The sequence below is a fragment of the Ruegeria sp. SCP11 genome, assembly GCF_040329455.1.
In the GTDB taxonomy this organism is placed as follows: Bacteria; Pseudomonadota; Alphaproteobacteria; order Rhodobacterales; family Rhodobacteraceae; genus Ruegeria; species Ruegeria atlantica_E.
In genome coordinates, this window is record NZ_JBDZYG010000008.1 from 115,385 (window position 1) to 139,267 (window position 23,883).

25 protein-coding genes, 1 tRNA gene and 1 pseudogene are annotated in these 23,883 nt (G+C 53.2%); 15 read left to right on the forward strand and 12 right to left on the reverse strand.

Translation table 11 applies throughout. The annotated features are described in order from the left end of the window. Position 1 precedes the first annotated feature (1 nt). The 4 genes from ABLN94_RS14005 to ABLN94_RS14020 all read left to right on the forward strand — a co-directional run bounded on the left by ABLN94_RS14005 (position 2) and on the right by ABLN94_RS14020 (position 1,932). Positions 2-580 carry a Maf family protein gene (locus tag ABLN94_RS14005; protein ID WP_352993271.1) on the forward strand — a complete coding sequence of 193 codons (579 nt, stop codon included), beginning with the start codon at positions 2-4 and terminating at the stop codon, positions 578-580. Further along, on the forward strand, positions 577-1,599 hold the full coding sequence (locus tag ABLN94_RS14010) for a ribonuclease E/G (protein ID WP_352993273.1): 1,023 nt from the start codon (positions 577-579) through the stop codon (positions 1,597-1,599). Before ABLN94_RS14005 ends, ABLN94_RS14010 begins: the two co-directional genes overlap by 4 nt. After that, positions 1,596-1,778, forward strand: a complete 183-nt coding sequence (locus ABLN94_RS14015) for a DNA gyrase inhibitor YacG (RefSeq protein ID WP_352993275.1) — start codon at positions 1,596-1,598, stop codon at positions 1,776-1,778. The genes ABLN94_RS14010 and ABLN94_RS14015 overlap by 4 nt, the downstream gene beginning before the upstream one ends. 79 nt (positions 1,779-1,857) lie before the next feature. Further along, positions 1,858-1,932 (forward strand) — tRNA-Phe (locus tag ABLN94_RS14020). 41 nt (positions 1,933-1,973) lie between these two features. Here ABLN94_RS14020 and ABLN94_RS14025 read toward each other — a convergent pair. The 6 genes and pseudogenes from ABLN94_RS14025 to ABLN94_RS14050 form a co-directional block, all read right to left on the reverse strand. Then, the gene (locus tag ABLN94_RS14025) at positions 1,974-3,065 is read right to left on the reverse strand and encodes a tyrosine-type recombinase/integrase (protein ID WP_352993277.1); all 1,092 of its coding nucleotides are present in this window, start codon (positions 3,063-3,065) and stop codon (positions 1,974-1,976) included. Continuing rightward, the gene (locus ABLN94_RS14030) at positions 3,065-3,259 is read right to left on the reverse strand and encodes a hypothetical protein (protein ID WP_237216012.1); all 195 of its coding nucleotides are present in this window, start codon (positions 3,257-3,259) and stop codon (positions 3,065-3,067) included. Before ABLN94_RS14030 ends, ABLN94_RS14025 begins: the two co-directional genes overlap by 1 nt. Positions 3,260-3,427: 168 nt before the next feature. Then, a complete protein-coding gene (locus tag ABLN94_RS14035; protein WP_352993279.1) occupies positions 3,428-4,048 on the reverse strand; it encodes a hypothetical protein in 621 nt (206 codons plus the stop codon). Positions 4,049-4,200: 152 nt separating this feature from the next. Next, positions 4,201-4,394, reverse strand: a pseudogene (locus ABLN94_RS14040) (IS3 family transposase); the annotation flags it as partial. 304 nt (positions 4,395-4,698) lie between these two features. Then, positions 4,699-4,833, reverse strand: a complete 135-nt coding sequence (locus tag ABLN94_RS14045; RefSeq protein WP_352993491.1) for an AraC family transcriptional regulator — start codon at positions 4,831-4,833, stop codon at positions 4,699-4,701. A gap of 9 nt (positions 4,834-4,842) precedes the next feature. Further along, entirely contained in the window at positions 4,843-5,847 is a 1,005-nt protein-coding gene (locus ABLN94_RS14050; protein WP_352993281.1) for a helix-turn-helix transcriptional regulator, read from the reverse strand. Positions 5,848-6,080: 233 nt separating this feature from the next. On the opposite strand from ABLN94_RS14050, the gene ABLN94_RS14055 reads away from it, so the two are divergent. The 4 genes from ABLN94_RS14055 to ABLN94_RS14070 all read left to right on the forward strand — a co-directional run bounded on the left by ABLN94_RS14055 (position 6,081) and on the right by ABLN94_RS14070 (position 9,729). After that, positions 6,081-6,647, forward strand: coding sequence for a hypothetical protein (locus ABLN94_RS14055; protein WP_352993283.1), 567 nt, complete (start codon positions 6,081-6,083; stop codon positions 6,645-6,647). A 100-nt stretch (positions 6,648-6,747) separates the two neighbouring features. Then, positions 6,748-7,467, forward strand: coding sequence for a hypothetical protein (locus tag ABLN94_RS14060; RefSeq protein WP_352993284.1), 720 nt, complete (start codon positions 6,748-6,750; stop codon positions 7,465-7,467). A 235-nt stretch (positions 7,468-7,702) separates the two neighbouring features. Then, positions 7,703-8,425, forward strand: a complete 723-nt coding sequence (locus tag ABLN94_RS14065) for a hypothetical protein (protein ID WP_352993286.1) — start codon at positions 7,703-7,705, stop codon at positions 8,423-8,425. Next, complete coding sequence (locus tag ABLN94_RS14070) at positions 8,422-9,729, forward strand: carbohydrate porin (protein WP_352993288.1); 1,308 nt, start codon at positions 8,422-8,424, stop codon at positions 9,727-9,729. The genes ABLN94_RS14065 and ABLN94_RS14070 overlap by 4 nt, the downstream gene beginning before the upstream one ends. 352 nt (positions 9,730-10,081) lie before the next feature. Here ABLN94_RS14070 and ABLN94_RS14075 read toward each other — a convergent pair whose 3' ends face one another. After that, on the reverse strand, positions 10,082-10,372 hold the full coding sequence (locus ABLN94_RS14075; RefSeq protein ID WP_352993290.1) for a winged helix-turn-helix transcriptional regulator: 291 nt from the start codon (positions 10,370-10,372) through the stop codon (positions 10,082-10,084). On the opposite strand from ABLN94_RS14075, the gene ABLN94_RS14080 reads away from it, so the two are divergent. Then, the gene (locus tag ABLN94_RS14080; RefSeq protein ID WP_352993292.1) at positions 10,365-11,405 is read left to right on the forward strand and encodes a nuclear transport factor 2 family protein; all 1,041 of its coding nucleotides are present in this window, start codon (positions 10,365-10,367) and stop codon (positions 11,403-11,405) included. The genes ABLN94_RS14075 and ABLN94_RS14080 overlap by 8 nt on opposite strands. Before the next feature lie 149 nt (positions 11,406-11,554). Here the strand turns inward: ABLN94_RS14080 and ABLN94_RS14085 are convergent, their stop codons facing one another. Both ABLN94_RS14085 and ABLN94_RS14090 read right to left on the reverse strand, forming a co-directional pair. After that, positions 11,555-13,009: a sodium:solute symporter family protein gene (locus tag ABLN94_RS14085; RefSeq protein ID WP_352993294.1), complete on the reverse strand. Its 1,455-nt coding sequence runs from the start codon at positions 13,007-13,009 to the stop codon at positions 11,555-11,557. Continuing rightward, the gene (locus tag ABLN94_RS14090) at positions 12,984-13,952 is read right to left on the reverse strand and encodes an AraC family transcriptional regulator (RefSeq protein ID WP_352993295.1); all 969 of its coding nucleotides are present in this window, start codon (positions 13,950-13,952) and stop codon (positions 12,984-12,986) included. Before ABLN94_RS14090 ends, ABLN94_RS14085 begins: the two co-directional genes overlap by 26 nt. A gap of 428 nt (positions 13,953-14,380) precedes the next feature. On the opposite strand from ABLN94_RS14090, the gene ABLN94_RS14095 reads away from it, so the two are divergent. Beyond that, complete coding sequence (locus ABLN94_RS14095) at positions 14,381-15,559, forward strand: DUF3179 domain-containing (seleno)protein (RefSeq protein WP_352993297.1); 1,179 nt, start codon at positions 14,381-14,383, stop codon at positions 15,557-15,559. A 429-nt stretch (positions 15,560-15,988) separates the two neighbouring features. Here the strand turns inward: ABLN94_RS14095 and ABLN94_RS14100 are convergent, their stop codons facing one another. After that, a complete protein-coding gene (locus ABLN94_RS14100) occupies positions 15,989-16,387 on the reverse strand; it encodes a hypothetical protein (RefSeq protein WP_352993299.1) in 399 nt (132 codons plus the stop codon). 58 nt (positions 16,388-16,445) lie between these two features. Then, positions 16,446-16,877: a MarR family winged helix-turn-helix transcriptional regulator gene (locus ABLN94_RS14105; protein WP_352993301.1), complete on the reverse strand. Its 432-nt coding sequence runs from the start codon at positions 16,875-16,877 to the stop codon at positions 16,446-16,448. 160 nt (positions 16,878-17,037) lie between these two features. On the opposite strand from ABLN94_RS14105, the gene ABLN94_RS14110 reads away from it, so the two are divergent. Then, positions 17,038-18,030: a bifunctional GNAT family N-acetyltransferase/class I SAM-dependent methyltransferase gene (locus ABLN94_RS14110; RefSeq protein ID WP_352993303.1), complete on the forward strand. Its 993-nt coding sequence runs from the start codon at positions 17,038-17,040 to the stop codon at positions 18,028-18,030. A 258-nt stretch (positions 18,031-18,288) separates the two neighbouring features. Here ABLN94_RS14110 and ABLN94_RS14115 read toward each other — a convergent pair whose 3' ends face one another. Then, positions 18,289-19,047, reverse strand: coding sequence for a nuclear transport factor 2 family protein (locus tag ABLN94_RS14115; protein WP_352993305.1), 759 nt, complete (start codon positions 19,045-19,047; stop codon positions 18,289-18,291). Between the two features lie 474 nt (positions 19,048-19,521). Between ABLN94_RS14115 and ABLN94_RS14120 the strand changes: the two genes are divergently transcribed. The 4 genes from ABLN94_RS14120 to ABLN94_RS14135 all read left to right on the forward strand — a co-directional run bounded on the left by ABLN94_RS14120 (position 19,522) and on the right by ABLN94_RS14135 (position 23,832). Beyond that, a complete protein-coding gene (locus tag ABLN94_RS14120) occupies positions 19,522-21,120 on the forward strand; it encodes a hypothetical protein (protein WP_352993307.1) in 1,599 nt (532 codons plus the stop codon). Between the two features lie 101 nt (positions 21,121-21,221). Further along, positions 21,222-22,232, forward strand: a complete 1,011-nt coding sequence (locus ABLN94_RS14125; protein WP_352993309.1) for a helix-turn-helix transcriptional regulator — start codon at positions 21,222-21,224, stop codon at positions 22,230-22,232. Between the two features lie 232 nt (positions 22,233-22,464). Next, the gene (locus ABLN94_RS14130; RefSeq protein WP_352993311.1) at positions 22,465-23,031 is read left to right on the forward strand and encodes a hypothetical protein; all 567 of its coding nucleotides are present in this window, start codon (positions 22,465-22,467) and stop codon (positions 23,029-23,031) included. A gap of 114 nt (positions 23,032-23,145) precedes the next feature. Further along, positions 23,146-23,832 carry a hypothetical protein gene (locus tag ABLN94_RS14135; protein ID WP_352993313.1) on the forward strand — a complete coding sequence of 229 codons (687 nt, stop codon included), beginning with the start codon at positions 23,146-23,148 and terminating at the stop codon, positions 23,830-23,832. The last annotated feature ends 51 nt before the right edge of the window (positions 23,833-23,883 follow it).

Sequence of the window (23,883 nt, forward strand, 5' to 3'; positions counted from 1 at the left end):
AATGGCGTTTATCTTAGGATCGGGCAGCCCAAGGCGGCTGGACCTGCTGGCTCAGCTTGGCGTGCAGCCCGATGCAATCCGCGCCCCCGACATTGACGAAACGCCCTTGAAGGGCGAGTTGCCCGTGCCCTATTGCAGCCGCATCACGCGGGCAAAAGTGCAGGCCGTTCAAACGGATAGCGACGATATTACCCTATGTGCGGACACCACTGTCGCGTTGGGTCGTCGCATTCTGGGAAAACCTGTAAATGCTGGGCAGGCGGCGGAATTTCTGCATGCGCTGTCTGGTCGGCGGCACCGCGTGATCACCTCGGTTGCTGTGCGGCGTGGGGATCGGGTGCTGCAACGCGACGTGGTTTCTCAGGTCAGGGTCAAGCGTCTGTCAGACGCAGAGATCAACGCTTATCTGGCGACCGGAGACTGGCAGGGCAAAGCTGGCGCCTATGCTATTCAAGGCCCGGCTGGGGCCTTCATTCCGTGGATATCGGGCTCGTTTACCGGCATTGTGGGCTTGCCCCTGTCTGAAACCGCCGCTCTTTTGCAGGGCATCGGTTATCCCTTATATCGTGAGGCATCATGAAGGGTCGCACTATCGTTCTGGACCATATCGATAACTTCGAAGCCGCTGCCTTGATGGTGGACGGTAAACTGGACGATTTCCTGATTGCATCGGGCGCGCCCGCACCGGGCACGATTTATCGTGCCCGGGCCGATCGCCCGGTCAAAGGGCAGGGCGGGATGTTCTTGACGACACCTGACGGCCCGGCATTTCTGCGCCAGGTCAAAGGTTTGGCGCCCGGAACCCTGATACTGGTACAGGTGACGGGTTACGCTGAGCCGGGCAAAGCGCTGCCGGTAACGGATCGCGTCCTGTTCAAAAGCCGCTACGCCATCGTGACGCCCGACGCGCCGGGCTTGAATATCTCGCGTAGTATCCGTGACGAAGACGAACGCGACCGCCTGCTGGAAATTGCACATGAGTGTATGGACGGCAGCGACTATGGCTTGATCCTGCGCTCCTGCTGTCTGGGTGAGGACGCGGGCGAAATCGCCGAAGATATCAGTTCCATGCTGGCCCATGCCGATCAGGTCCTGAACGATTCAGGAACCGAACCAGAGCTTCTGCTGGAGGGTGACGGCCCCCATGTTCTGGCCTGGCGCGACTGGACCGACCCGGCCGAGGTTGTGACGCAGGACGGAGGATTTGAGACCCAAGGTGTGCTCGATGCGCTGGACGTGGCGCGCGGAATTACCGAGCCCCTGCCGGGTGGCGGGCATCTTTTTATCCAGCCCACGCGCGCACTGGTCGCCGTGGACGTAAACACTGGGTCCGATACGTCGTTGGCTGCGGGAACCAAAGCAAACTTCGCCTGTGCCAAGGCGCTGGCCCGTGCTCTGCGTGTCCGCGGTCTTGGCGGGCAGATCACCCTTGATCTGGCCCCCATGCCCAAGAAAGACCGCCGCGGATTTGAGTCGGCCTTGCGCGCCGCGTTCAAGGCCGATGGCATCGAGACCACTCTGGCCGGCTGGACACCTCTTGGTCACTACGAGTTGCAGCGCAAACGCAGCCGTATTCCCTTGGAAGAGGTGTTGAAATGAGCTGTCCGATCTGTGGCGAAAACACGGTGACAAAGTTCCGCCCCTTCTGCTCAAAACGCTGTGCTGACATTGATCTGGCCAAATGGCTGAATGGATCTTACGCAGTCCCATCGCAGCGAGAAGAGGACTTGGATACAGAAGTAGCTGAGGGCGAAATCAGTCAATCGCGCCCACATTGAAAAAATGTCAAAAAGCCTCTGGACACTGCCTGCAGCAAGTCATAGAAGGCGTCCACCCAACGATAAACATCGTTCCCATGCCCGGGTAGCTCAGGGGTAGAGCAGTGGATTGAAAATCCTCGTGTCGGTGGTTCGATTCCGCCCCCGGGCACCATTCAAACACTTGATTTTTTTCAATATTCATTTTTGAGCCTTTCATGGTTTGACAGTTTTCTTGAAGGGTTTGACAACTCTCGATCTGCGTTCGTTCTCCTTTTCTAGAGCTTCCATCGTGATCCGGTTGCGGTCCGCGAGGTTGGCGGACCGGGAATAGTGACGGGCCATAGATGGGGTCTTTTGCCCCAGCAGGTCCGCAATCTGGCGTTCCTCAAGCCCTGCCTCGCGCAGTGTCGTGGCCACGGTATGCCGCAGCCCCTTGAGTGTCAGGCCGGGTTGCACAACGCCCTCAGCTTCCAGCTTTTTCTTGAAGCGGTGCCAGACCGTCGAAAAGCCGTTGTAGGTCCAAGGCTTTCTGTTTGATGAGGCAAGGATGGTCACGGCGTCGTGCTTGGGCGCGGCATCCAGAGCCGCTTGCAACGTCGGACCGATAGGAACGGCAACTTCTTGGCCCGTCTTGCCCCTGACGCCCCAGATCGTATCGCCGTCGATCTGGCGACGGGTCAGCTTGAGCGCATCGGACGGATCAAGGCCGGTATTCATAATCAGCGCCACCGCCACTCGAACGTGCGGGGCGGCTCGATCCAGCACAACTGCGCGTTCCTCCACCGTCCAAGGTCGGTTGGCGTAGGGCCGATTTTTCGGGCGCGGTTTGGGAATGACACCTGCCGCATAATCCCGGTCGATCAGACCGCGCGGAATGGCGTAGCGAAAAACTTGACTCAGGAAGGTGCGGACCATGTTTGCTCGCCGCCAGCCAATCTTGTCCGCCGCCTTGTCATGGATGCCCGAAACGAGGGGCGTCGTGATAGCGGAAACAGGCGTGTCCCGGATCGGGTACAGGAAGTCAGCGCACTTGCGATAGTCACGCTTGGTGGCGTCCGATAGATTGCCATAGTGTTCAGTCTGGAAATAGGCATTGACCAGCCCGCCAAGGGTTCCCGGCTTAGGTGCTTGCGCCTTCCTCGCCTCGGCAATGGCAGCAATGCGGGCGCATTCCGCAAAAAACTCAGCCGATCCTAATGGAGTCTTTTCCAGATCGATCTTGTGACCCGTGGCGCGATGATAGCAGCGCGGTTTCCCGTGCCGATCATCGAATATCTTGAAACCTCTAACCCTGACACGTGTCATTACAACTTGCCAAGAATGACGTCCTGCGTTGCCATCTCGGCCCCTTCCTTCATTGCATCAATCCAATTGTCCAGATCGCGCTTGTCCCAAAGGACTGTGCCGGGGCGCATTTCAATTGGTTGGACGGGGCACGTTGTTTTGAAGAGCTTTGGAGGCAGTCCAGTATAAACCGCCGCCTCAGACTGTTTCAGCATGCGTTTCTCATTAACGTTGATAGTGAGACTAGCGTTAGCCACTGCTAGGGCCTCCCAAGACGCTCGTTGTTCCATAGCGTTGACCAAGAGGTCCGTTCGGGGTCAATTTACCCCGAGGATCAATTGACGCTATTTTGGCCGGTTGGTTTTCTTCGACTACTTGTCGCATCATTCAGTGCCAAACTCTGATGCAATAGCCTCTATCTCACCAAACGAAATCTGGCGCTTGACGTGCATGCCTTCCTCTTCAAATAATCTTGAAAGCCCTAACTGAGACCACGAGGTTGGGTTTCCTTCGAGTTCGTTTTTTTTCATTTCGGGAAGATGAGCCGGTGTGAAAAATAATTCTAATCCGGCGTTTTTGAAAATCACATAAGCTGGTCTTTCGTGGACGCTATATTCTAAGTTAAATATTGATATGTCTGAATCCACATTGACCCGATGCGACGACACGAAATCAAATAGGTAAACAAGGAAGTCTTCAGCGGTGTTTTCTTGCTTGAAATCGAGACGCCGAACTACACTTGCAGTTTCGATCTGTTCGAATTCGTCATTCCGGAATTGACGGTAAATCTTAAAAGTATCGACTATTAGGTTTGGTGGGGCGCCTGTCATTAGAGCAAGCGTAAGCCTCGCCGCATCACGCGTTGTCATATCCGGTGCGTTCACGCCACGAGCTCCTGTCGTCAGAAAGCCTGCTTCACGGAGCTTCCTTGCAACAAAGTTAACCGTCGCTTGATCGATACCAAGCGCACTTGATGTGATTTTTATGAGATGACCAGACTTCATAGTCTAAATGTGCAACACGCATTTAGGCTGTGTCAATAAACCTTTTGCCCGTCGTCAGAGTTTTTTGGAGAACACAGGCTGTATCGTAACGGAGGCTCTGGTTCGGTTTCTGTTGAAGTTTAGGCGGCAGCGGCTTGGCGCTGCCACCACCGTTATCGGATTGTCTGCGTCTTGATCTCCTCTCTCATCTTCAGGATTTTCGCACCGCGGCCATGATAGACGTCCGCTGGTGTCAGATTCCCGAGGCTCTCGTGGTAGCGATGGTTGTTGAGTCAGCGACGAAGGCACCGATCTGTCATTCGGGGCCGCCGGGTATGTAATAGTTTTCCAATAGCACTGGGTTTTCATGGTCTGGTATACGACTGCTTTGGGCTCGGAGCGGTCATTCGATCCGATCTGACGAACGGCAGCCATGCGGACAAAGCGAGCTTTCGCTGCACGTGCTCCAATGACAGCTAACTGCACATTCCATCGTCCACCACAATCAAAGAGCACGCAAAGCCAAACCTTCAGAGCATTGGCAATCAAGCAATAATCACGAAGTTGCATTTTAAATCGCTTCAATGAGCAACTGCTTTTCCTCGTAATGTCGCAAGACTACCATTGCTCATTCGTCAAGGAATCCAGACGGAGTTGCTTGGTAAATAAAATCAATTCGAACACCGGGAGCCCTCCGTCGAAGATCCTCGCCAATATTGGCTTGGCGTCAGACCCGTATATTTCCGGAATGCGCGTGTGAAATGTTGTGCGTGCCCATAAGCCGCAACTGCCGCACTACATGCAATCGGCTCTACTCATCGTTTACCTTTGACCAACTCTCTCGGAGGTGCTCCCTCCCACCTTCGAATAGCCCGCGTGAGAGCCGACTGGTGAGAATATCCCAAAGACATAGCCAAATCCCTGAGTGTTCCCTCGTCCAGTTCAAACCATTCCGCCGCCGCCTCGCGCCTGACCTCGGTAAGAATGGTGGAAAAACTTGTACCTTCCTGTTGGAGCAGGCGCTGGAAGGTTCTGGGGCTGAGCCCCATGACCTGAGCAATTTTAGGTAACGTTGGTCTTCCTGTCTCAAGCATTGCCCGCAATACGACTTGGACGGATCCGTTCAAACCACCAGAGCCCCGCAATGAATCGAGTTCAGGCATTGGAGGTGGGGATTGAACCGCTCCATCCCGTGTCCTGATTGGAGCGTCCAGGGCTTCGTTGGCAACTCGCAGGGTCAAAACGTTTTGACCTTCGCGAAGAAGGCTTCGAAAACGGTCTTTGAGAATTTCCAAACCTTTCGATGGATGTGGGGTAATTTCTATTTCGCGAATACTGGTATCTGCCGTTGAATACCTAATGAAAAATAGCTCAAGCAATGCTGCGGTAAACTGGTGGAGATAGTGCAGGGTCTCAGCGTCGAAAGTTGCGCCCCAGAACTGGCGAATTACCCCGTAAGACTTTTTCCGCTCAAGCATCAGGTGTTCGTGAGACGAGAAATATGGCAGCGCCTTGCCGACGATATTGATGGCTTCACCCGGTGAGCTTGCCGAAAAAGCGACTGGGGCCATCATTGCCAGGGACACATCTCCGGTTTCCTGTATGATCCGCGTTGGTAAATCGGGCCCTTTGAGTTGGCATAACTCACGCAAGAAACTCGCAAGGCTGTGCAGTGGAACTGCCTGTAAAGGATCATCCGAAATCAGGAATGAATACGCTCCGGGGTCTCCGAATTGATCAAAAGAAAACTCGTTTTGAGACAGCCATTGAAAAATCGGCGCAGCAGCAGCCGCTCTGATTGTTGGAATTATTCTGGGCACGGAAGATCTCCAAACGCGACGCTTCGAGAGTAGCGCAAAGCAATCTCAAACCAAAATCATGTCATGGCGCGAAATGGTAAGTTTGTACCGGAGGAGACGTTAATATCGAAATTAAGTAGTTGAACGGCATCGATTCTGTGCGATCATCGGGATTAGAAGAAATCGGCAGATTGAACCGGTTTCTCGATTAAATCCCACGCGTGAGCATTGAGTTTCAAACGGAGGGACTGCGAATGAAACGTTTTTTTGTTCGTCTTTTTGCGCTTGTTGCGACGGTAGTTCTGGTGGATTTTGCGCCCGCAGCTGCTGAGGAAGAAAGCATTCAGCTTTTGTTTGTCCAGACTGCTTCCGATATCGAAGTCGACGAGGCCAATAAGACCCTCAGATTGGTCAATATTGACCCGCAGACTGTCTATTTTTCTGATCGCCCATACCGAAAGGCCGGGCACATTTCGATGGACAAGTATCTGGAAGCGTGGACTGAAGTCGACGGTAACTTCACCGAGACGCCTCCCAATGCAGCATTGTCGGTGTTTGAGGCCGGACAGGACGAGAATTCGCTTGTGGTTTTGGAGTTGTTCGAACCGGTCGTCGATGGCTCGGACCTGATCTATCGCTACGCCGTAATCGATGGCAAGTTGCCTGATAGCAGTGGACCGGCAGCACTCTTCATTGACACAATCGGACCCGGCGGAGGTGTCGGGAGGGGCTATCATGGTGTCGGCGTCGGTCGCAGAGGGCCGGGCGTGGCAGGCTGGGCTGGCGTCGCCGCCAGATCCGAAGCGTCTGAAGACAACTAAGCGCATTGGGATGTTAATTAGGAGAAATCAAAGCATTAGGCTATCATTTCCCTGATAAATCCTTACTGCGAAATTTGATTTTTAAATATGGGAGGGAAAAATGGCCTACTTTATAGCGTTTGATCCACGTCCTAAGCTTGCAATCAGAACGATCATCGGGATCGCCTTTGCCTCAATTTCGGTCGGGCTCGCAGCTGCGGAAGAGAAAGTGGAACCTGTGGATCTCAGTGACATTCGCGGCATGCGCTATTGTGAATTTCTTCTGATATATGACGACCGAATTGACGTTTATAACACCAGCGACTCTGCCGGTTGCCCGGAGGATCTTTGGAAGGCGATAGATGTCGCAAAACTGGCCGAAGCGCACGGTGTCAACAAAGCCCAGCTTAACGGACCGCATTTCTGGGCAATGGATGAACAGACGCTTGGTATGGGCGAAACAAAGACATTTGCAGGTATCGAAGCGCGATATGCGGCGAGCTTGCCTCTCTCGGCAATCGGGGTCGGCACAGGGTCCGATCCCTACAAACCCTATACGGCAGCAAAACAACAAACAATGATATTCAAGGCCGGCAACCCGGTCTATGAACTGGTTGATCCAGACGGCAACACTTATGCTTTGAATGCTTATGGTGCAGAGGTGAAGGACGGTGATCCAGCGAACCTGTCTCAGCAACTATCCCCGGCGGAGGGTTGGAGTTTTAAGGTGAGTACGCCTACCGAGGACCTGACCATCGAAGGCAGTACCGATGTGCCCGTGCAGATGGTCGGCGACGACTTTCACCAGTATTATACGCGCTTCGGAACAGTGACCCAATGACGCCAAATCATGTAACTTGACCGCCTCGTCGAACCTTTTGTGAAAGGGGATCAGGGTGTCTGCGTCGGAGGGAAGCGACTGGTTGGGTTGGCTCCGCTAAGTTTTCGAGGCGCCCAGAAATTATGAGAACTATGACGGTAAAACTGCTTGGAATCATGAGATTAGAGGGGGTTATCTTCGTTAACAGTTCGGATCCTTTTTCGCTCATCCGAACGTTCAAAATGGGAGGTCAAAAATGAGTAACCTCAACACATATGGCAGGCTGTTTTTTCGAACTGCGAACCAAGCGATTTATGGGGTCGCATTTGCATCATTTTCAGTTGGACTTGCAGCTGCGGAAGAAAAACTGGAACCAATCGAGCTCAATGAAATTCGGGGCATGCGCTATTGTGAGTTTCTTCTGATATTTGACGACCGGGTTGATATCTACAACACCAGCGCCTCGGCCGGTTGCCCAGAGGAGATTTGGAAAGCGATAGATGTCGAAGAACTGGCAGAGGCGCACGGTGCTAGTAAAGCCCAGCTCAACGGGCCTCATTTCTGGGCAATGGATGACCAGACGGTTGGCTTGGGAGACACAAAAAACTTTAGCGGAATAGACGCGCGCTATGCGGCGACACTGCCGCTGTCAGCGGTGGGTTCCGGCCAGGGGGCCGATCCCTACAAACCCTACACAGCGGCAAAGCTGCAAACGATGGTCTTTAAGGCCGGTAGCCCGGTCTATGAACTGGTCGATTCCGAAGGCAATACATACATTCTGAACGCATATGGCGCAGAGGTGAAAGACGGTGACCCTGCCAACCTTGCGGAGCAACTAAAGCCCGCCGAGGGCTGGAGTTTTAAGGTGAGCACGCCTGCCGAAGATCTGACTATCGAAGGAAGTACCGATACGCCCGTTCAAATGGTTGGCGACGACATGCACCAGTACTACACACTCACGGGAACTGAGGCCGAATGACACTGGAAGCACTTAGATGCGTTTCGCCAGTGGTTCGCCCGGTAGCCAGCGGGGCAGTTCTGTTTTTTCTGGCCAGTTTTTGCGCGAGCGCTCAATCCAGTTCGACAGACCAGAGCCAGACGCTGTCCGGATATGGTGAACCGGCGAGCCTTGAAACAGGTGACAGCGTTACTGAGGATCTCTGGATAGACAACCACCGGGTCGATGGCCTTTTCACCTTTCCACGACTCCAGAAGTTCTTTGCGCCTTGGTTCGATTGGAAGAAGCGGATCAATAACAAATACGGGTTGGAGCTTGGGTTCAGCTATCAATCTCTGCGTCAGGAGGTGAACAGGACGCTGGGCGAAGACAAGGCCGCTGCCGCCCGGTTGCAACTCCAGGGGGCTTGGACGTTGGTGGGGCGCGGCACCAAAAACGTTGGCAAGCTGACATTTCGTTTAGAAGAACGCACTACACTCGGCACGACGATTCCGCCGACGAGCCTAGCGTCTCAATACGGTGGTATCGCACCTTCCGGCGGTTTCAGTGATTTCGGCTTTGCTTTCACGGAACTTGCCTGGCGTCAGGCTTTGGCAGAGGGGCGCCTTCGGTTCGTAATTGGCAAGATCAGCGCCTTGTCCTGGTACAATGGCCATGCTTTGTCCTCCAGCTTGCGCGGCTTCCAGAATCTTGCCTTGCAAAGCAGTTTGACCAAGCCATCTCCTGGTCGAGGAATTGGCGGCGGTGTGGCTTACGAGTTTACACCTCACTTTGGCGTGGTGGCCGGCATACATGACGCAAACGCAACAACAGCCGGAAATCCCTTCGACACGATAGGTGAAAAAGAGTTCTATCAATCGATTGAATTTCGGTACTGGCCGACCACGCCGGACAGGCGTCGCTGGGATGTGGTTCGCTTGCAATTCTGGCACCAGGACGCGTTGGCGGCCAAGGGGGTTCCCGCTGGAAAGGGAGTCACATTCCTGGCCAGCAGGCTTTATCACGACAAGTGGTTCCCGTTCTTCATAGCCGGTCACTCGGACGGCAATGCGTCGCTGATGAAGACAGACGTGACCGCTGGGCTCGGCATCGCCATTGACACAGAGCATCGGGTCGCCAGCGACGTCATCGGATTGGGTGTCAGCTGGGGCGACCCGTCTAATCCAGCATTGCGCAATCAAATCACCACCGAGGCCTTCTACCGGTTCACTCTGGTCCAGAACTTTGTGATCACTCCATCGATCCAGTGGGTCAAAGATCCCGCCGCCACCACCGCTTTCGATGATGTTCTGACCGCGGGAATCCGTGTACGTGTGACATTCTAAATCGTCCGCTATGTACTGCTTTGCGGGCATTCGTAGGAGGCGCAGCGTCCAGTAAAATGGGGCTCGCATCCGCCGTTCTCGGCGGTGCGCATTAACGGGTCGAAAGAGCCCCGAGCTGCCGTTGATCACACTTTAGACTTTCGCTCTTGCAGCAGGTCGCAAACCGCACATTCCGGACGTTTAAAGTCCGGTGTCGGGCGGCCGATAAGCGGACAAAGTTGCCGTAGGCTCAATGGTTGCTGATGACCGGTCTCAGCCCGAACCGGACATTCAAAAATAGACTTTGCAGTTTCAGAGATGCGCAATGATGCAGCCGCCTTTGCAGGCTCTCGCTCTCAAATCTGCGTTTGGGTTAGCTCGCTTGCTCACGGTCGAACTTCATACGAAATTGTCTCACTTCATCCATCTGTTCATGCGACCAGAAGACAAGTGGCTTCAGCATTTCGAGTAAGCTTCGACCCAATGGGGTCAATTCGTAGGACACGGCCACCGGTGGACCAGGATCAACGGAGCGGGTCAGGTAACCGTCCCGCTGCAATCCACGCAGATTCTCGGTCAGCACACTTTGCGTGACGTCCCCGATGCAGCGCTTCAGGTCGCCAAAGCGTTTTGGCTCATCCTCCAACGCGAGGATAATGATCATCCGCCATTTGCCGGTCACATTGGATAGCACAGAGCGGATTGAGCAGTTGGAGGCTTCTGCTTTGTTAGCAACACCTATTGGTAGCATATCAATCTCTGGTATTGTTTCGAAACTCGGTGGCACCATAGCCATGCATCGGCTTTTGCACAACACCCTGATCTATATGGCAGTAGCGTTGAGCATACCAAGTCAGTTTAAAGTACGTAATTGCAATGTGGTATGGTTTTGCTACCACGTATCGAGAGGATACGAATCAAAGGATAATGCCATGTCTCCTAAAGAACTTGTAATCGCACTCTTTACCGCCGCCTTCGCCGATCACGACCCAGAAGCTGCGCGGCAACTCGTTACGCCGGATTACATCCAACACAACCCACAGGTCCCGACCGGAGCTGACGGTTTGGTTGGCTTGATTCCAATAGTCGAGCAATCCGGAATGACCGCAACCACCCACAGGGTCATCACCGAAGGTGATATGGTGGTGCTGCACAGCACTTTTGATAACGCAGACGCCTTTGGCGCACCGACCCTTGCCGCGTTTGACATATTCCGGGTTGAGGACGGCAAAGTTGCCGAGCATTGGGACAATTTACAGCCCGTTCCCGAAACGTCAGTGTCCGGTCGGGGAATGACAGATGGCGCGACGGAAATCACGGATCTCGACAAAACCGAAGTGAACAAGGCGTTAGTTCTTGGATTTGTGCGTGACGTCTTGGGTGGTGCCGCACCAGAGAAAGCCCCCGAGTATTCTGAGGTCTATATGCAGCATAACCCTATGCTTGCCGATGGAATTGATGGTCTGATGGAGGGCACCAAGGCCTGGGCTGAGCAAGGCAACGTCATAACTAAATTTGAGCCACAGATCGTGGTGGCCGAAGGTAACTTTGTCTTTGTCGCCTCAGATGCGACAGTCAGCGAAAAACCTTGGGCTTTCTTCGACCTTTGGCGCGTCGAGGGCGGAAAGATCGTCGAGCATTGGGATGTCGTTTCTCCCACTCCGGCGGAAATGGTGCATGGGAACGGCAAGTTCTAACAACTGTTGAGGAATGGCGGGTCGCAACAGCTGGCCCGCCAACCAAAAAACGAACCTTCGAATAAACCGTAGCTCAAACATGCTCAACCGGCGGCGGTTGGACCCACGGTTCTATTTCACGCGGCGCACCGGGCGCGAAAGTAAAATGATCAATAAGTTCTGGTAGAGTGTCCAGCAGTCAACAGACTGACGCTAAAAAAGCTTGCAGCCCCTACAAGGAACCCGACAGACGCGAAACCTAGAGGAACACCAGCCCCAAGATTTGTGAAGCGCAGGGTGCAAATTGCAAAAAAACCGAGGACCATTGCCGCAATTACACCTTGACTCGTTGCTCGTTGCCAAAACACCCCGATTAAGGGCCATAGAAGCAGCGTGCTCACCGCTGCGCTGATGGTAAACCAGGGAACTATCGCGCTGCGACCAATGCCAGTGAAAGCAATCATACTCGCCAGCCCCAGCAACAACAAGGCCATCCAGCGTGCCAGTGCAAACCCCCGAGTCGTTGAAAGCTCTTGCCCGAAGAGGAGACACCAGAAGTCGCGGGTGACTATGGAACTGGCAGTCAACAACATGCTGTCTATCGTGCTCATGGTCAAAGCGAAGAGCACCAGAGCAAGAAACACCCCCCCCAGTGGCCAGTAGCGCTGATACATAGCAGCGATCAAATGGTCGGGATCCTGGAGATTACCGTAAAACGTGGCTGTCGCTGCCATTGCCATAGCTAAAGTCGTCACCACGCCCACCAGCAGCAGAGCGAGACTGAGAACGGCAGTTCGCTGAACCCGCTGTGGTGTCTCGGTCATGAAGAGACGCTGAAACACATGAGGTAGAAGAAAGAGCGCAAAGCTCCATGAGAGGACATTGTCTAAGAAGGCCGGTGTGTTGGTCTCGTTGAAGGTCAGCTTTTCCGGCATGACCCGGTTGATCTCCGCTAGGGTGGCCGCGGACCCGCCAGCCCAATAAACGAAAGCAAATGCAGAGACGACGAGAAAGGCGAGCACAATGAAACCCTGTAAGAGGTCGGTCATCACCACCGCCCTAACTCCACCGAAAAAAACATAGGCGGCGACCGATAAGACGCATAGCCCGGCACCCACGTGGAAAGAAATCTCGCCACCTGTCACTACCGCGACAACTTTGCCAACCCCCGCGATCTGAACGGCGAGAAAGGGCAGCAGCGCAAGTAGCCCGAGCCCCGCAGATAAGGCATGGATAAGGTTCGAATTGTAATGTTGGGCAAGGTACTCCGCCTGGGTGATGTTGCCACTTTTCCGGCCGTCGAGACATATCTTCGGGCCGAGCCACCACATTAGTAAGCAGCTAATAGTTACAACCACGAACATCTGACCATAGAGCAAACCGCCGCGATAGAAGAGCGCCGGCGTGCCAGTCACGGCTAAGCCGTTAACAATAGTGGCGGTGAGGGTGCCGGTGAGCACTAATACACCGAGGCTTCGGCTCGCCAGAAAGTAGTCTTCAATCGAACCCGAGCTATGTCGATGCGCCCAACTGGCGACGACTTTGAGGAAGCCGAAGTAGAGAATGAGAAGACCAATGCCTAGAGTCGTCGCCGTCATCTCACGGTCCAGATCGCCGAGGTCCATGGCTGCGGGCGTGGGTCTCCGACGGCAGCTCGCCGAATTGTTCGCGGTACGCTTTAGCAAACCGTCCCTGATTACTGAAGCCACAAGCGAGTGCGATCTCGGTAGCTGTGGCACAAGGCTCTTGTCGCAACCGTTCGTGCGCCAACTCAAGCCGTCGGGCCATCAAGAATTGCATCGGTGTGTAGCCGCGACTGGACTTGAAAGCGTGATAAAGTGCGCTCCTGCTACAGCCGCAGACTGAGACGAGATCAGACAAGGTCACCGGGTCCGCGACCTGTGCTACCATATACTCTTCGGCTCGTCTGACCGCCCAAGGCGCGACGTCCTCGACCGGAGCGTGCCGCAATCCGGCACTATGGTTTCCTGGCAGACCGAGAACGATGCTGATTAGCGCATCCTCAATCATATTGCGTAGTAGTATATTGTTCGAGCTTGGTGCCTCATTCTCCAGATCGGCCAAAAGAGTTTGGAAAAGGCTCCGAAGCAGTTTTCCGGGGCCCTGTCGCAAATCAATGCGGGGTACAAATGAAAATGGACCCCGATGCGAGATCCCAGCAACTTCCTGCAATCGCTCTCTGAGAACGGAGTCAGACATGCTCAATGCAAACGTGCCGGCGCGAGAGGGGCGCCAATTGCGCACATAATCGGCTGTGGATAACGCTAAGCCGAATTCCTTCGACATCCGGACGCGCTCATCGTCGACTTCTACGCAAATGGGTTGTTTGCCTGCATCACCCAACCCAATGACCACCCTTCCCTCCATAGCCCCTGGCTCAACGATGGTATCAGTGCTGAATCGGTTGTAGCCAAAGAAGAGCCGCCCGAGACGAAGTCCGTTCATATCCAGGCGAAAGCTCTGCGGCTTGGAGACGCGCGTAACACGCACCGGAACAATGGCCTTGCAAAGAAACTCTGTGGCTTCGTCCACGCGCTCGGTCGCCACGATTGGATGCTTCCGAAGCGGAAGCAAATTATCACAGCTGACGATACCTGCACACATCTTTGGAAAATCCGTCCTTTGTCTGGAGGATGTGGCTTTCGGTTACACACAAGCTTCTGCCAATTTACCGGCAAATGCAAGAAAACGCACGGAGAAGCTCGTGAGTGAACGCAGCGCGAAACCCCGGTCAAAGCGCCTAGGCCGGCCGCCCGGCCCACCAAATTCTGTCCGGCCACACCGTGTCGTGACTTTCGTCACAAGGACAGAACACCATCGCCTGCGCGAACTGGCGGACGCCAGCGGGAAGTCGATATCCGCAGTTGTGCATGAACTTTTAAGGCGTTCCCTACGACCCTGAACACAAGTGACGGCGCAAAGGCATTAACACATTTTCGGGACCCTGGTGGCAGTAACTAATAGGAGGAGACACGATGCGAACTGATGCCGTAAAGCAGCCTTGGTCGAAAACCAAAACCGGCTTTCTAATTCTTTCTCTGGTTACCGCAGTACTAGCCATCTTTTCTGCGGTTCTGATGACCGAGCCGGGGCAGAGCCTCAACCTTCCCAAAGCTTGGATATTTGCATACCACGCCAACAAATGGCTGGGGATTGCTGTGCTCCTCGCCCTGCTTGGGTCAATGTGGGTCATGAACCATCGACATGGTTTCGTTCGAACCCGGTGGATGGTGCTGGCATCGGGCGGCGTGTTCGTCTGCATCGTTGCCGCGAATTTCTTGCTGGTCGCGTTGTTCCCAACCTATCAGTACGATGCAAACTACGTTTCGGTTGCCGAGGCTGACGAAGGTCTTGATGATGACGAGATCGTCTACGTAATCGATCTGAACGACGAGGTCCGTGCTTATCCACAAGACCATATGTGGATTCCACATATTGCCGGGGCCGAATTCGGTGGCGAGAAAGTTGTCATGACCTTCTGCGCGCTGAGCAACTTGCCGGTCGTGATCGGCCAGGACATCGGGACGGGCGAAGAAACCGATATCGGGGTTTTGATACAGGTTCATAACAACCTGGTTATGGTTGAACGGAAGTCCGGTGAGCTGATCCAGCAGATTACGGCTGAGACCCAATTTTCTGGCCAACAGCTGAAGACCTACCCAAACGACATGATGACATGGGGGAGCTTCAAGCAACTCTATCCCGACGCGGAGGTATTCTCCTACCATTTCAATCGACCACTGGACGCCTTTCTGACGGCCGTTTTCCAAGTCCCGATAGAGAAACAGTTCAGCGAGGATCACGGTGCGATCTTTCCGACGCTGGATCTCAAGGATACCCGCCTGCCCAACAAGGAACAGGTGTGGGGTCTGAAACTGGGCGACGAACAGGCAGCCTTTTCCAGGAGTTTCGTTGAGAAGAACCCCGTATATGAGTTTGAGTTCGCGGGCCAACCTATGGTGCTGGTACACGACCAGGAGCACGACATTGTCGCGTTGTTTGACCGAACTCTGAACGGCAAGGTTGTTAGTGTTTCGGAGATTGATCGGCGCGGAAACACACCAGAGGGAACGCTTGAGCAGATCCCTTTGCACAACGGTGTATTCTGGATGATCTGGGCTCACTGGTTCCCCGAAACTGAGGTCTATAGCTAGGGGTGCCGGGGCTTAGCGTAGGACTGATATTGGTGGGCGAGCGGCAAACGCCGTTCGCCCAGCGTTCTAAAGCCGGTCTGTTCGGCTATGCTCAAAGACCCGCCAGACCCTCCCGATTTCAACGACGTATTCCGACAACTTGGTGAGCGGCAGCATCGGGCCGTCTAGGAAACTTTGCATAGTCTGCTTTGCGCAAAATCAGCGACATTCGTAGGAAACGCGGCATCGGTCACTTTGACCTCATTGTCGACGCTCGATACTTTTCACATCCGTGACTGGTGGCAGCCCGAACCGGACGTTCGCAACCAAGCTTTGCAGGTTCCGAGATGCGCAACAAATCGGTCCTTAACAGACTGGCACGAGTTTAAAGCTAGGGCCGTTTGCGGACATTCTATCTGCCCGCAAACTCAACTAGTACTCTTCGGCTATTTAGGCACCGTCTTTCGAAAGTTTGGACTTCATGAAGTCCTCTTTCATCATGTGAGCTTTCATGGCCGGTAGGCCAACGGCTTTCAAGCCGATGATTGCTGCGTAGATCAAAGTCGCTGAGGCAAGGGCATCCAAGAACCACCCGATAGGTGTCGCAGCAACACCAAGTTGCCCTGGCAGCGTTGCAAGTGCCGGTATCGTCCAAAACCCGGTCAAGCCATGTAGAACCAGCGCGATCCAAAACCCGGCACAGTACGGGCAATGCCATTGTTCATAGAGTGAACTTAGCGGCCGGGGCAGCGCCGCAATGAAGCGGTTGAACCACGTTCCCCATTCAGGGAGTTTCTCCCAGATCAAGATGTGGATGGCCGTTGCCATTAGGACTAGTTCGAACGTCATATTTCAGTTTCCTTATTATGTTAGTCAGACTGACTTACTTTAAGCGGCAAAATACTTGTCAGACCGGTTTCCGATGCTGCCCTACTGCGATTTCAATCGCTCTGACGTCATCTTCGGACAGTTCCTCAAGCAGCGCCTTCGCTGCTGCTTCATAGATCTGCTCGCCAGAAGACAGTAGGTTTTGACCTTGTTCAGTTAGCATTATGTGTTGAGCGCGGGCGTCGTACTGACAAGGGAAACGCACGACTAACCCACGACCCTCAAGCTTCAAGACCATCGCACTGGCTGATGCTTTTCGAACACCCATATCATCGACAACATCTTGAAGATGTTGCCCATGATCATCTTTGTCCGTTTTATTGGCTTCCTGATCCTTTATCGCGCGAAGATACTCGTATTCGCTGTGGGTCATCCCCAGATGCCCCCCTGCTTTCGCCCACTGTCTGTGGCCTTGTCTGTGCGCCAGTTCGATCAGCCTTGCCAACTTCATGCTACCATCCTATTTAGTCAGTCACTCTAACTAACCTGTATGCGCGCGAAGTCAACAGTGCTTCCGCAACTTTGAAAGTAATCAAATCGAGGTAGACCCTTTGGAACAGACAAGGAAATTTGAGACCACGCGCTTGCGAGTTCAAAGCTGGTCAGAGACAGTGAGCAATTATGAACAACGACACCAATTGATTGATGAACTTAAGGACGTTCTAACACCTGCTGTTTTACAACATCTGCCTGAACCGTTGCAGATTCATGATACCGGTTCCTCGATAAAGGACTGGATAAACGAGCGCGCTGCCGAGAGCGAGGTATTGACGGTTCGAGATCGAGCTGATGATAGCCTTTTGGGTCTTCTGATCTTAGCTGAATTTTTAGAACCCGAAACGCTTAAGACAGTTCATCTGGGGTATCTTTTTTGCGAACGCGCCTGGGGGAAAGGCTATGCGACCGAACTGATTTCGGGTCTCATCACATGGTACAGGGCCGACGGCCAATCGGTGCAGCTTTACGGCGGTGTTGAAACGGGCAACCCAGCTTCTGCCAGAGTATTGAGAAAAAATGGATTTGAGCTGGAAGAAGGGTTGTCAAATTCAACAACAGAGATGTTTGGCCTGTATATACCGTACAACTTCGACAAGCTTTATCGGTCAACGCGCAATGCACTTGGAGAACCCACTCAAGTCTTTGTCGACTTTTTCAAACAATACTCTGGCAAACCACTGCGCGTGTTGGACATTGGCTGCGGTCAAGGCCGTGACGCGTTGTTCATCGCACGGTTGGGTCACAGCGTTGTAGGTGTTGACATCTCTCCCAATGGCATTCGTGATTTGCTTGAAGCAGCACGTCACGAGAATTTAAGTGTTGAGGGCATCGTCGAAGACATAAGGACCTTTGTTCCCGAAGATAAGTTCGACGTATTGCTCATAGATCGCACCTTGCACATGTTGTTGGAAAAAGATCGGCTGGAGGTGCTAGACCGATTGATCGGTAGCGTGTCCGATGAAGGTTGGGTCCTGATCTCGGACGAGCCGTCGAATATGCAGGGATTCAAAGACGTTTTTGCTTCGAGCAACGTTGTTTGGGAAATAGTGATTGATATACCTGAAACCCTGTTTATTCGACGGCCTACTCGAAAAGAAATATCCTGATGACTTCTTTTTCAATGAGGTTGACGTCCGTTGCCATGCCGCAAAAAGGCTAAGAAGAGTCAAAGTTGTCTTTCTCAGCAATCAGTTCGGTTGGCTGGTGGCAGCCCGCAGCGGACATTCACAACTGGACATTGTAGTTCCCGAGATCGGACCAACGCACCATTTCGGCTAGAGTTCACTAATGGCTGCTTTCGGGCATTTGGCCAAAAACGGCTATTTTCGCCGCTGAAAGAGACACGTCAGTCTTGTCAGAGCCCGCTAGAACTTACCGTTGTCGTTCTTCCATTCATGGCGAGGAGGGATCGGCGTGCAAGTGGTCCAGTGTTCGACGATCTGACCATCGGCAAGACGAAACAGGCTGAATAGGCCTGCATGTTGTCCATACCGGTGGCCTTCAATCATGCAAAGGGCGAAGTTCCCCTCGGCAAGGACGCGGTGGAGTTTCTGATGGTCGATTCTGGGCGCGCCGTCTTGCTCTTCATCAAGTGCGGCGCGCAGGGAAGAGATGCCGTCAGCGATCTCTGGATCGTGCTGAATAAGGTCGGTTGCGAGATATGTCGCCATCAACTCGAATTTCCGTTCGATCAGAACGCGTTGGACAAATTCCCGGACCAATTCCCGATTGCTCTCGGTCTTGTCGAGATCTGTGATTTCGGTGTCCCCATCCAACATTGTTCGGCCTGATGGATTCGGAAATTGGATCTCTTGAATATTGTCCCAGTGTTCAACCGCCTTCCCGTCTTCAAAGCGAAATACTTCAAACGCAACTTCCACGCCGTTGAAGTCGTACTCATTGTGCGCAAATGCGAAATCACCATCCTGGAAAACCCGGAAAAAGGTGACACGCGGGTTTGTCTTGGCCAAACGCGCAAAAAGTTCTGCCAATCCAGGGCTTCCTTCGCCAGTACGTGGGTTATGCTGAATATACTTGCTTTCGTTAACGACAGAGGCCGCCTCAGAATCGCCGGTTTCGATACCCTTGAGAAGCTTCATAAGTAACTGTTTTTTGGATGTCATAATGCGCGTTTCTCATGGTTCTGTCGTCACTAGAAGTAGACCATGCCAACCAACGCGGGAACAAGACGGGTTCTTCTGACAGGGCCGCAAGTGTTGCGGTTCTCCGCAGCAAGCATGATTGGCTGGTCGCAACCCTAAACGGACATTCAAAACAAGACTTTGCGGTTCCAGCTTCGCGGACACAACCACCCTTTGCACACGACGCTTTTGCCGAGGCAGAATCCCTTTGCGGGCGCCACATGAAGAATCCTGTGGAGTAAAAGATTTCCCGTTTCCTGTCATTCAAAGCCCGTCTGAAGCATAAACTTCAAACGGTCCTTTCGTTGCAATCAGATTAGACTGGGAAGACTGTCTGACATCATTGCTCAAAAGAATTTGGCGCGCAAAGTTAAGTGCTCCGGCAAATCTTGGAGCAGTATTCATGATTGACCGGAAGTATTTCCCGCCGCTGTTTCAAGTAATAGGAAGCTGAAAATGGATAACTATTTTATGGCCCGCTTGTCCAAGGTTGCATCTTGCGCACTTGTTGTTTTGATCGCTACAAATTCGCCACTGGCTGCGCAAGATTTGACACCGATGGAGGCAGCAGCAGGCGGCTACCCGATCCCAGGCGACGTCTGGCTGTACGAGAAGGAACTGGCTTGTCAGAAGGCGCTAAAGACGCCCGGATACTACAAGTCCCTCAACGGAGCCGAAATTGCCGACGCGCATCGCAGTGGGCATTTCCCCTGTTGGAGTTTCACCGGCTCCTGGAAGGACGCCAACCAGGTATTTGCCCACAAGAGCGATGACAAGCATATCGGCGCATATTACTTCAACAACCGCCGGCCGGGAGAGCTGTTCCTTGCAGGCGGAGGAACTCCGACAGATCAGAATATCCCACAAGCACCTTTCGTAGCAAAAGTTGATCCGAGCTCAGGGCAGACGATCTGGAAGACATATCTGGGCAATCCGCCGATCCAGAACTTCTGGAATGCAAACAGCAATCTAAACATCCTTGAGAATGGCAACATCGTGTTCATGTGGTCCACTCGCGTTGCACTGATAGATCCCGGCAGCGGCCGTATCCTGAAGATCAGTGATCAATTGCCAAGCGGCGACGCTCGCCCAGAGGACGTGAACTTTAAACACCTGACGGCCGCGCCTGACGGCACGCTCATCCTAAAAAATCAAAATCGACCGACCGGGTGTACCTATCAAGGGACGTTGGCAATTACTCTTTGTTTGCAAGAAGATAAGATACAAGCTGCTTCGCATCTTGTGGCAATGAACCCTGACACGCTTGAAATTCTCGACGATATTGATCTCCCGAGGTCAGCCAGTTCACCGCATATCGTCACCACATGGGAGGGTCGGATCGCCACCTATTTCGCCGATGACGCATCGCTTATGCGAGTATGGTGGGATCCTGAGTTGAAAGAGCTGAAGCTCGACGAAAACTTCGAAACCGTCACCCAATTAGAGGGGCAAACAACCGGAACGGCCCCGACGTTGATGGGTGACTGGCTCGTCGTGCAGAACAACGGAAACGGTAGCTATGAGATCGCATCGTCTCTTATCGCTGTTCATCAAGGTGACCCCACGCGGGTCCGACGCATCTTTCCACATGGCGACCTCGATGTAGAGAGCGGTGAATGGAGCTATGCGCCCCCGAAGGCCGGGTCTGATCCTGAAAATAACATGGTATTCTCATCCGACATGGGAATGGGATCCGTCGCCGCTGTTCACATTGATCCAGCAACTGGTGAGATGGAAGTCGTCTACCTGCTGGAAGACATGAACAACACATTTCAACCGACTTTCGGACCCAAGGATCAGAGGGTCCTGATCACATCGGATATGGTTCTGAATGACCCTTCTCAGAAATTGCAGGATGCATATTTTGAGCAAAACTATTCCGAAGTATTGCGGTGGCGGGAGGCCGCCACTGGCCGGCTTTTGGCAGAGTCTGATCCGATGGAGCCGTTACTTCCCAATGCACTATTTACGCCAGGTTACGGAGGCCGAATCTACTTTCCCACTGTCGATGGTCGGTTCTACATACTACAAGTTAAACCAGCCCAAGCCGAGTGATATGAGCACTGACTCACCAGTTGCGGTCGAAAATAAGGCTTTCAACCCAATATAATCATTGTACTAATGGTGTTTTGTCCCTGTGTTCAAACTGTGAGGAAATGCCAAGAACTATTCCACTTATCCGGGCCGCAAATGTCCTTCCTTTGGTCGGTTGGCTGGAGAAAAACCGGTTTCCAACCAGCGAACTTCTTAAGTCTGCTGATCTGGATTACTGGTTCGCGCTGTCGCCTTTCGACCCTGTACCAACGCAAAATGTCGTTCAGCTCATTGGAGACATGGCAAAAACTCATGGCAGCGACGTCGGCTCCAGAATAGTGTCCGAAGCCAGCCTGATCGAACTTGGCTTCATTGGCGCCGTTGCATTAGGTGCGCGCACACCAGCGGAGGCGCTTGAACGCGTTCAGATCGCACTGCCAATGCACTCCAGCCACGAAACTGTTAAGACCGAGATGGATACGTCTTCTCTTTGGGTTGAGGAGTGCCTGACGTTCAAGGTTGAACCTGCTGCTTTGCACGCAATACATGTGCTTTTTTCATCTTTGATCCAACAACTTTGTCGTCTTACCGGTATGCAGCAACCATTGCTGAGAAAAATAGAAATGTGCAGCCACCCCGAACGCGGAACCGATTACCTGGAAAACACATTTGGATGCCCGGTTGTGCCGTCCAATTCGCAGATCGTCCGGATCGAGATCGACCGTAATGTAGCCTTCAGATCGTTTCGAAATATCGCTCGGGATCGCTCAGTTCAGCTTCTTAAAAGAAACATCCCGCCATTGTCTGAAGACCCAAGCCTCGCCGCTTCGGTAAGGTCGGTAATATCGTCAATGCTGTTCGGCGGGGAACCAAGTATCAATCGTGTCGCCGGATCGGCAGGCATGAGCGTTCGCAGTTTACAGCGCCGCTTGAGCGAAGAAGGCACGAGTTTTAGTACAGAACTTGATAAAGTGCGCACCCGGTTGGCTTTGGAACATTTGGGGGTGCAAGACATCTCGCTCTCGGACCTGTCGGAACGCTTGGGGTATTCAGACCAATCAGCCCTTTCAAGAGCTATTCGCCGACTGGCCGGCAAAGCTCCGACCAAGTTGACGAAACCGGCTTCTGATTAAAGGCACTAAGTGATCTTTTGGCGCGCAAAGTCAAAACCCGAATTCCAGGTCGAACTATAGTATTCAAAAAACAGAATAATCCTCCGAGATTGGGCACTTGGGTGCAACTCGGACAACTTTAGTCGCGGACTACTAGCTGAGGGTCCGCAGTGACTACTTGCTAATGGTTTATGAGAGTTACCGTTGACTCAACATTGAGGACAAGTGGCGCGTAAAAGTGAGGGAAGTACAGATGATGAGCATCTTTGGTCGTCCATTCAAATATCTTGCTTTGATGTTTTTTGCCCTATCCACAGCCGCAACTGCCGAAGAGGAAAGCATTCAGCTTTTGTTTGTTCAAACTGCCTCTGGCGTTGAAATCGACGAATACGAAAAGACAGTTCGGTTGCTCAATGCCGATCCGCAGACCGTCTATTTTTCTGACCGTCCCTACCGCAAGGCGGGGCACATTTCGATGGATAAATACCTAGAAGCCTGGACAGAGGTCGACGGCAACTTCGGCGAAACCCCTCCCAATGCGGCGCTGTCTGTTTTCGAGCCCGGAAAAGACCAGAATTCGCTTGTCGTCTTGGAACTGTTCGAGCCCACCATCGAGGGCGAGGATCTAATTTACCGATACCTCGTGCTCGATGGCGAGCTGCCCAAAGGCAACGGGCCTGCCGCGCTTTTTATTGATACCATTGGGCCCGGCGGCGGCGTCGGTAGAGGCTTTCACGGCGTTGGTGTTGGGCGCAGGGGCCCCGGTGCAGCCGGATGGGCTGGTGTTGCCACCAGAACGGGGTCCTCCGATACCGAGTAAGCAGAGAGTGATGATAACTGATTGGGGAATAAGGCTAAATAGGCGCCGCTCAAAGATGTTTTGCGGCTCGAATTGCTATCAATCAAAAATTCAAGAGGGGGAAAAATGTACACAATGACAACAGTCGCAAGTCTCGGTTTGGGAATCGTTTTGACCACCATGAGCATCGCGCATGCCCAAGACCATAAAATGGAGAAGGTCACGCTCAACGACATTCGCGGTATGCGCTTCTGTGAAATCCTCCTGGTTTTTGACGACCGCGTTGATATTTATAACACATCAGCTTCAAATGATTGCCCGGAAGACAAGTGGAGTGCCATGGATGTCACTTCAATTGCTGCGAACCATGAAGCCAAAGCCGCTCAACTCAATGGGCCGAAGTTTTGGGCGGCGGATGGTCAAACAGTTGAATTCGCGGAAACCAAAACCTTTGGGGGAATTGATGCGCGATATGCGGCGAGTTTACCGGTGACTGCGCTCAGCGGTAGCGAAGGATCGAGCCCATATGCAAACTTTACCAGTTCTAAGCAACAGACTCTGGTCTTCAAGGCCGGCCAGCCAATCTATGAACTGGTAGATTCCGACGGTAATACATACGCGCTTAACGCCTACGGGCCGAATGTGCAGGGCGGTGATCCAGCGAACCTCGCCGAACAGCTGAAGCCTGCTGACGGATGGAGTTTTCGGGTTTCAACGCCGACTGAAGACGTCGTGATCGCAGCCAGTACCGACGGGCCCGTAAATATGGTCGGCGATGACATGCACCAGTATTACACGCGCTTCGGCTCCAGCGCCCAATGATGCTTGAGACAGTTTTCTGCGCCGAAGCGGCTCGCAGGTTAGGGTGCGGCG

Bases quoted from the DNA above. Each gene is read 5' to 3' on its own strand.
- ABLN94_RS14130 (WP_352993311.1), top strand. From the start codon at position 22,465: ATGATGAGCATCTTTGGTCGTCCATTCAAATATCTTGCTTTGATGTTT.
- ABLN94_RS14070 (WP_352993288.1), top strand. From the start codon at position 8,422: ATGACACTGGAAGCACTTAGATGCGTTTCGCCAGTGGTTCGCCCGGTA.
- ABLN94_RS14125 (WP_352993309.1), top strand. From the start codon at position 21,222: ATGCCAAGAACTATTCCACTTATCCGGGCCGCAAATGTCCTTCCTTTG.
- ABLN94_RS14055 (WP_352993283.1), top strand. From the start codon at position 6,081: ATGAAACGTTTTTTTGTTCGTCTTTTTGCGCTTGTTGCGACGGTAGTT.
- ABLN94_RS14065 (WP_352993286.1), top strand. From the start codon at position 7,703: ATGAGTAACCTCAACACATATGGCAGGCTGTTTTTTCGAACTGCGAAC.
- ABLN94_RS14035 (WP_352993279.1), bottom strand. From the start codon at position 4,048: ATGAAGTCTGGTCATCTCATAAAAATCACATCAAGTGCGCTTGGTATC.
- ABLN94_RS14100 (WP_352993299.1), bottom strand. From the start codon at position 16,387: ATGACGTTCGAACTAGTCCTAATGGCAACGGCCATCCACATCTTGATC.
- ABLN94_RS14005 (WP_352993271.1), top strand. From the start codon at position 2: ATGGCGTTTATCTTAGGATCGGGCAGCCCAAGGCGGCTGGACCTGCTG.
- ABLN94_RS14025 (WP_352993277.1), bottom strand. From the start codon at position 3,065: ATGACACGTGTCAGGGTTAGAGGTTTCAAGATATTCGATGATCGGCAC.
- ABLN94_RS14120 (WP_352993307.1), top strand. From the start codon at position 19,522: ATGGATAACTATTTTATGGCCCGCTTGTCCAAGGTTGCATCTTGCGCA.
- ABLN94_RS14010 (WP_352993273.1), top strand. From the start codon at position 577: ATGAAGGGTCGCACTATCGTTCTGGACCATATCGATAACTTCGAAGCC.
- ABLN94_RS14095 (WP_352993297.1), top strand. From the start codon at position 14,381: ATGCGAACTGATGCCGTAAAGCAGCCTTGGTCGAAAACCAAAACCGGC.
- ABLN94_RS14085 (WP_352993294.1), bottom strand. From the start codon at position 13,009: ATGGACCTCGGCGATCTGGACCGTGAGATGACGGCGACGACTCTAGGC.
- ABLN94_RS14105 (WP_352993301.1), bottom strand. From the start codon at position 16,877: ATGAAGTTGGCAAGGCTGATCGAACTGGCGCACAGACAAGGCCACAGA.
- ABLN94_RS14015 (WP_352993275.1), top strand. From the start codon at position 1,596: ATGAGCTGTCCGATCTGTGGCGAAAACACGGTGACAAAGTTCCGCCCC.
- ABLN94_RS14060 (WP_352993284.1), top strand. From the start codon at position 6,748: ATGGCCTACTTTATAGCGTTTGATCCACGTCCTAAGCTTGCAATCAGA.
- ABLN94_RS14115 (WP_352993305.1), bottom strand. From the start codon at position 19,047: ATGACATCCAAAAAACAGTTACTTATGAAGCTTCTCAAGGGTATCGAA.
- ABLN94_RS14080 (WP_352993292.1), top strand. From the start codon at position 10,365: ATGATCATCCGCCATTTGCCGGTCACATTGGATAGCACAGAGCGGATT.
- ABLN94_RS14030 (WP_237216012.1), bottom strand. From the start codon at position 3,259: ATGCTGAAACAGTCTGAGGCGGCGGTTTATACTGGACTGCCTCCAAAG.
- ABLN94_RS14135 (WP_352993313.1), top strand. From the start codon at position 23,146: ATGACAACAGTCGCAAGTCTCGGTTTGGGAATCGTTTTGACCACCATG.
- ABLN94_RS14075 (WP_352993290.1), bottom strand. From the start codon at position 10,372: ATGATCATTATCCTCGCGTTGGAGGATGAGCCAAAACGCTTTGGCGAC.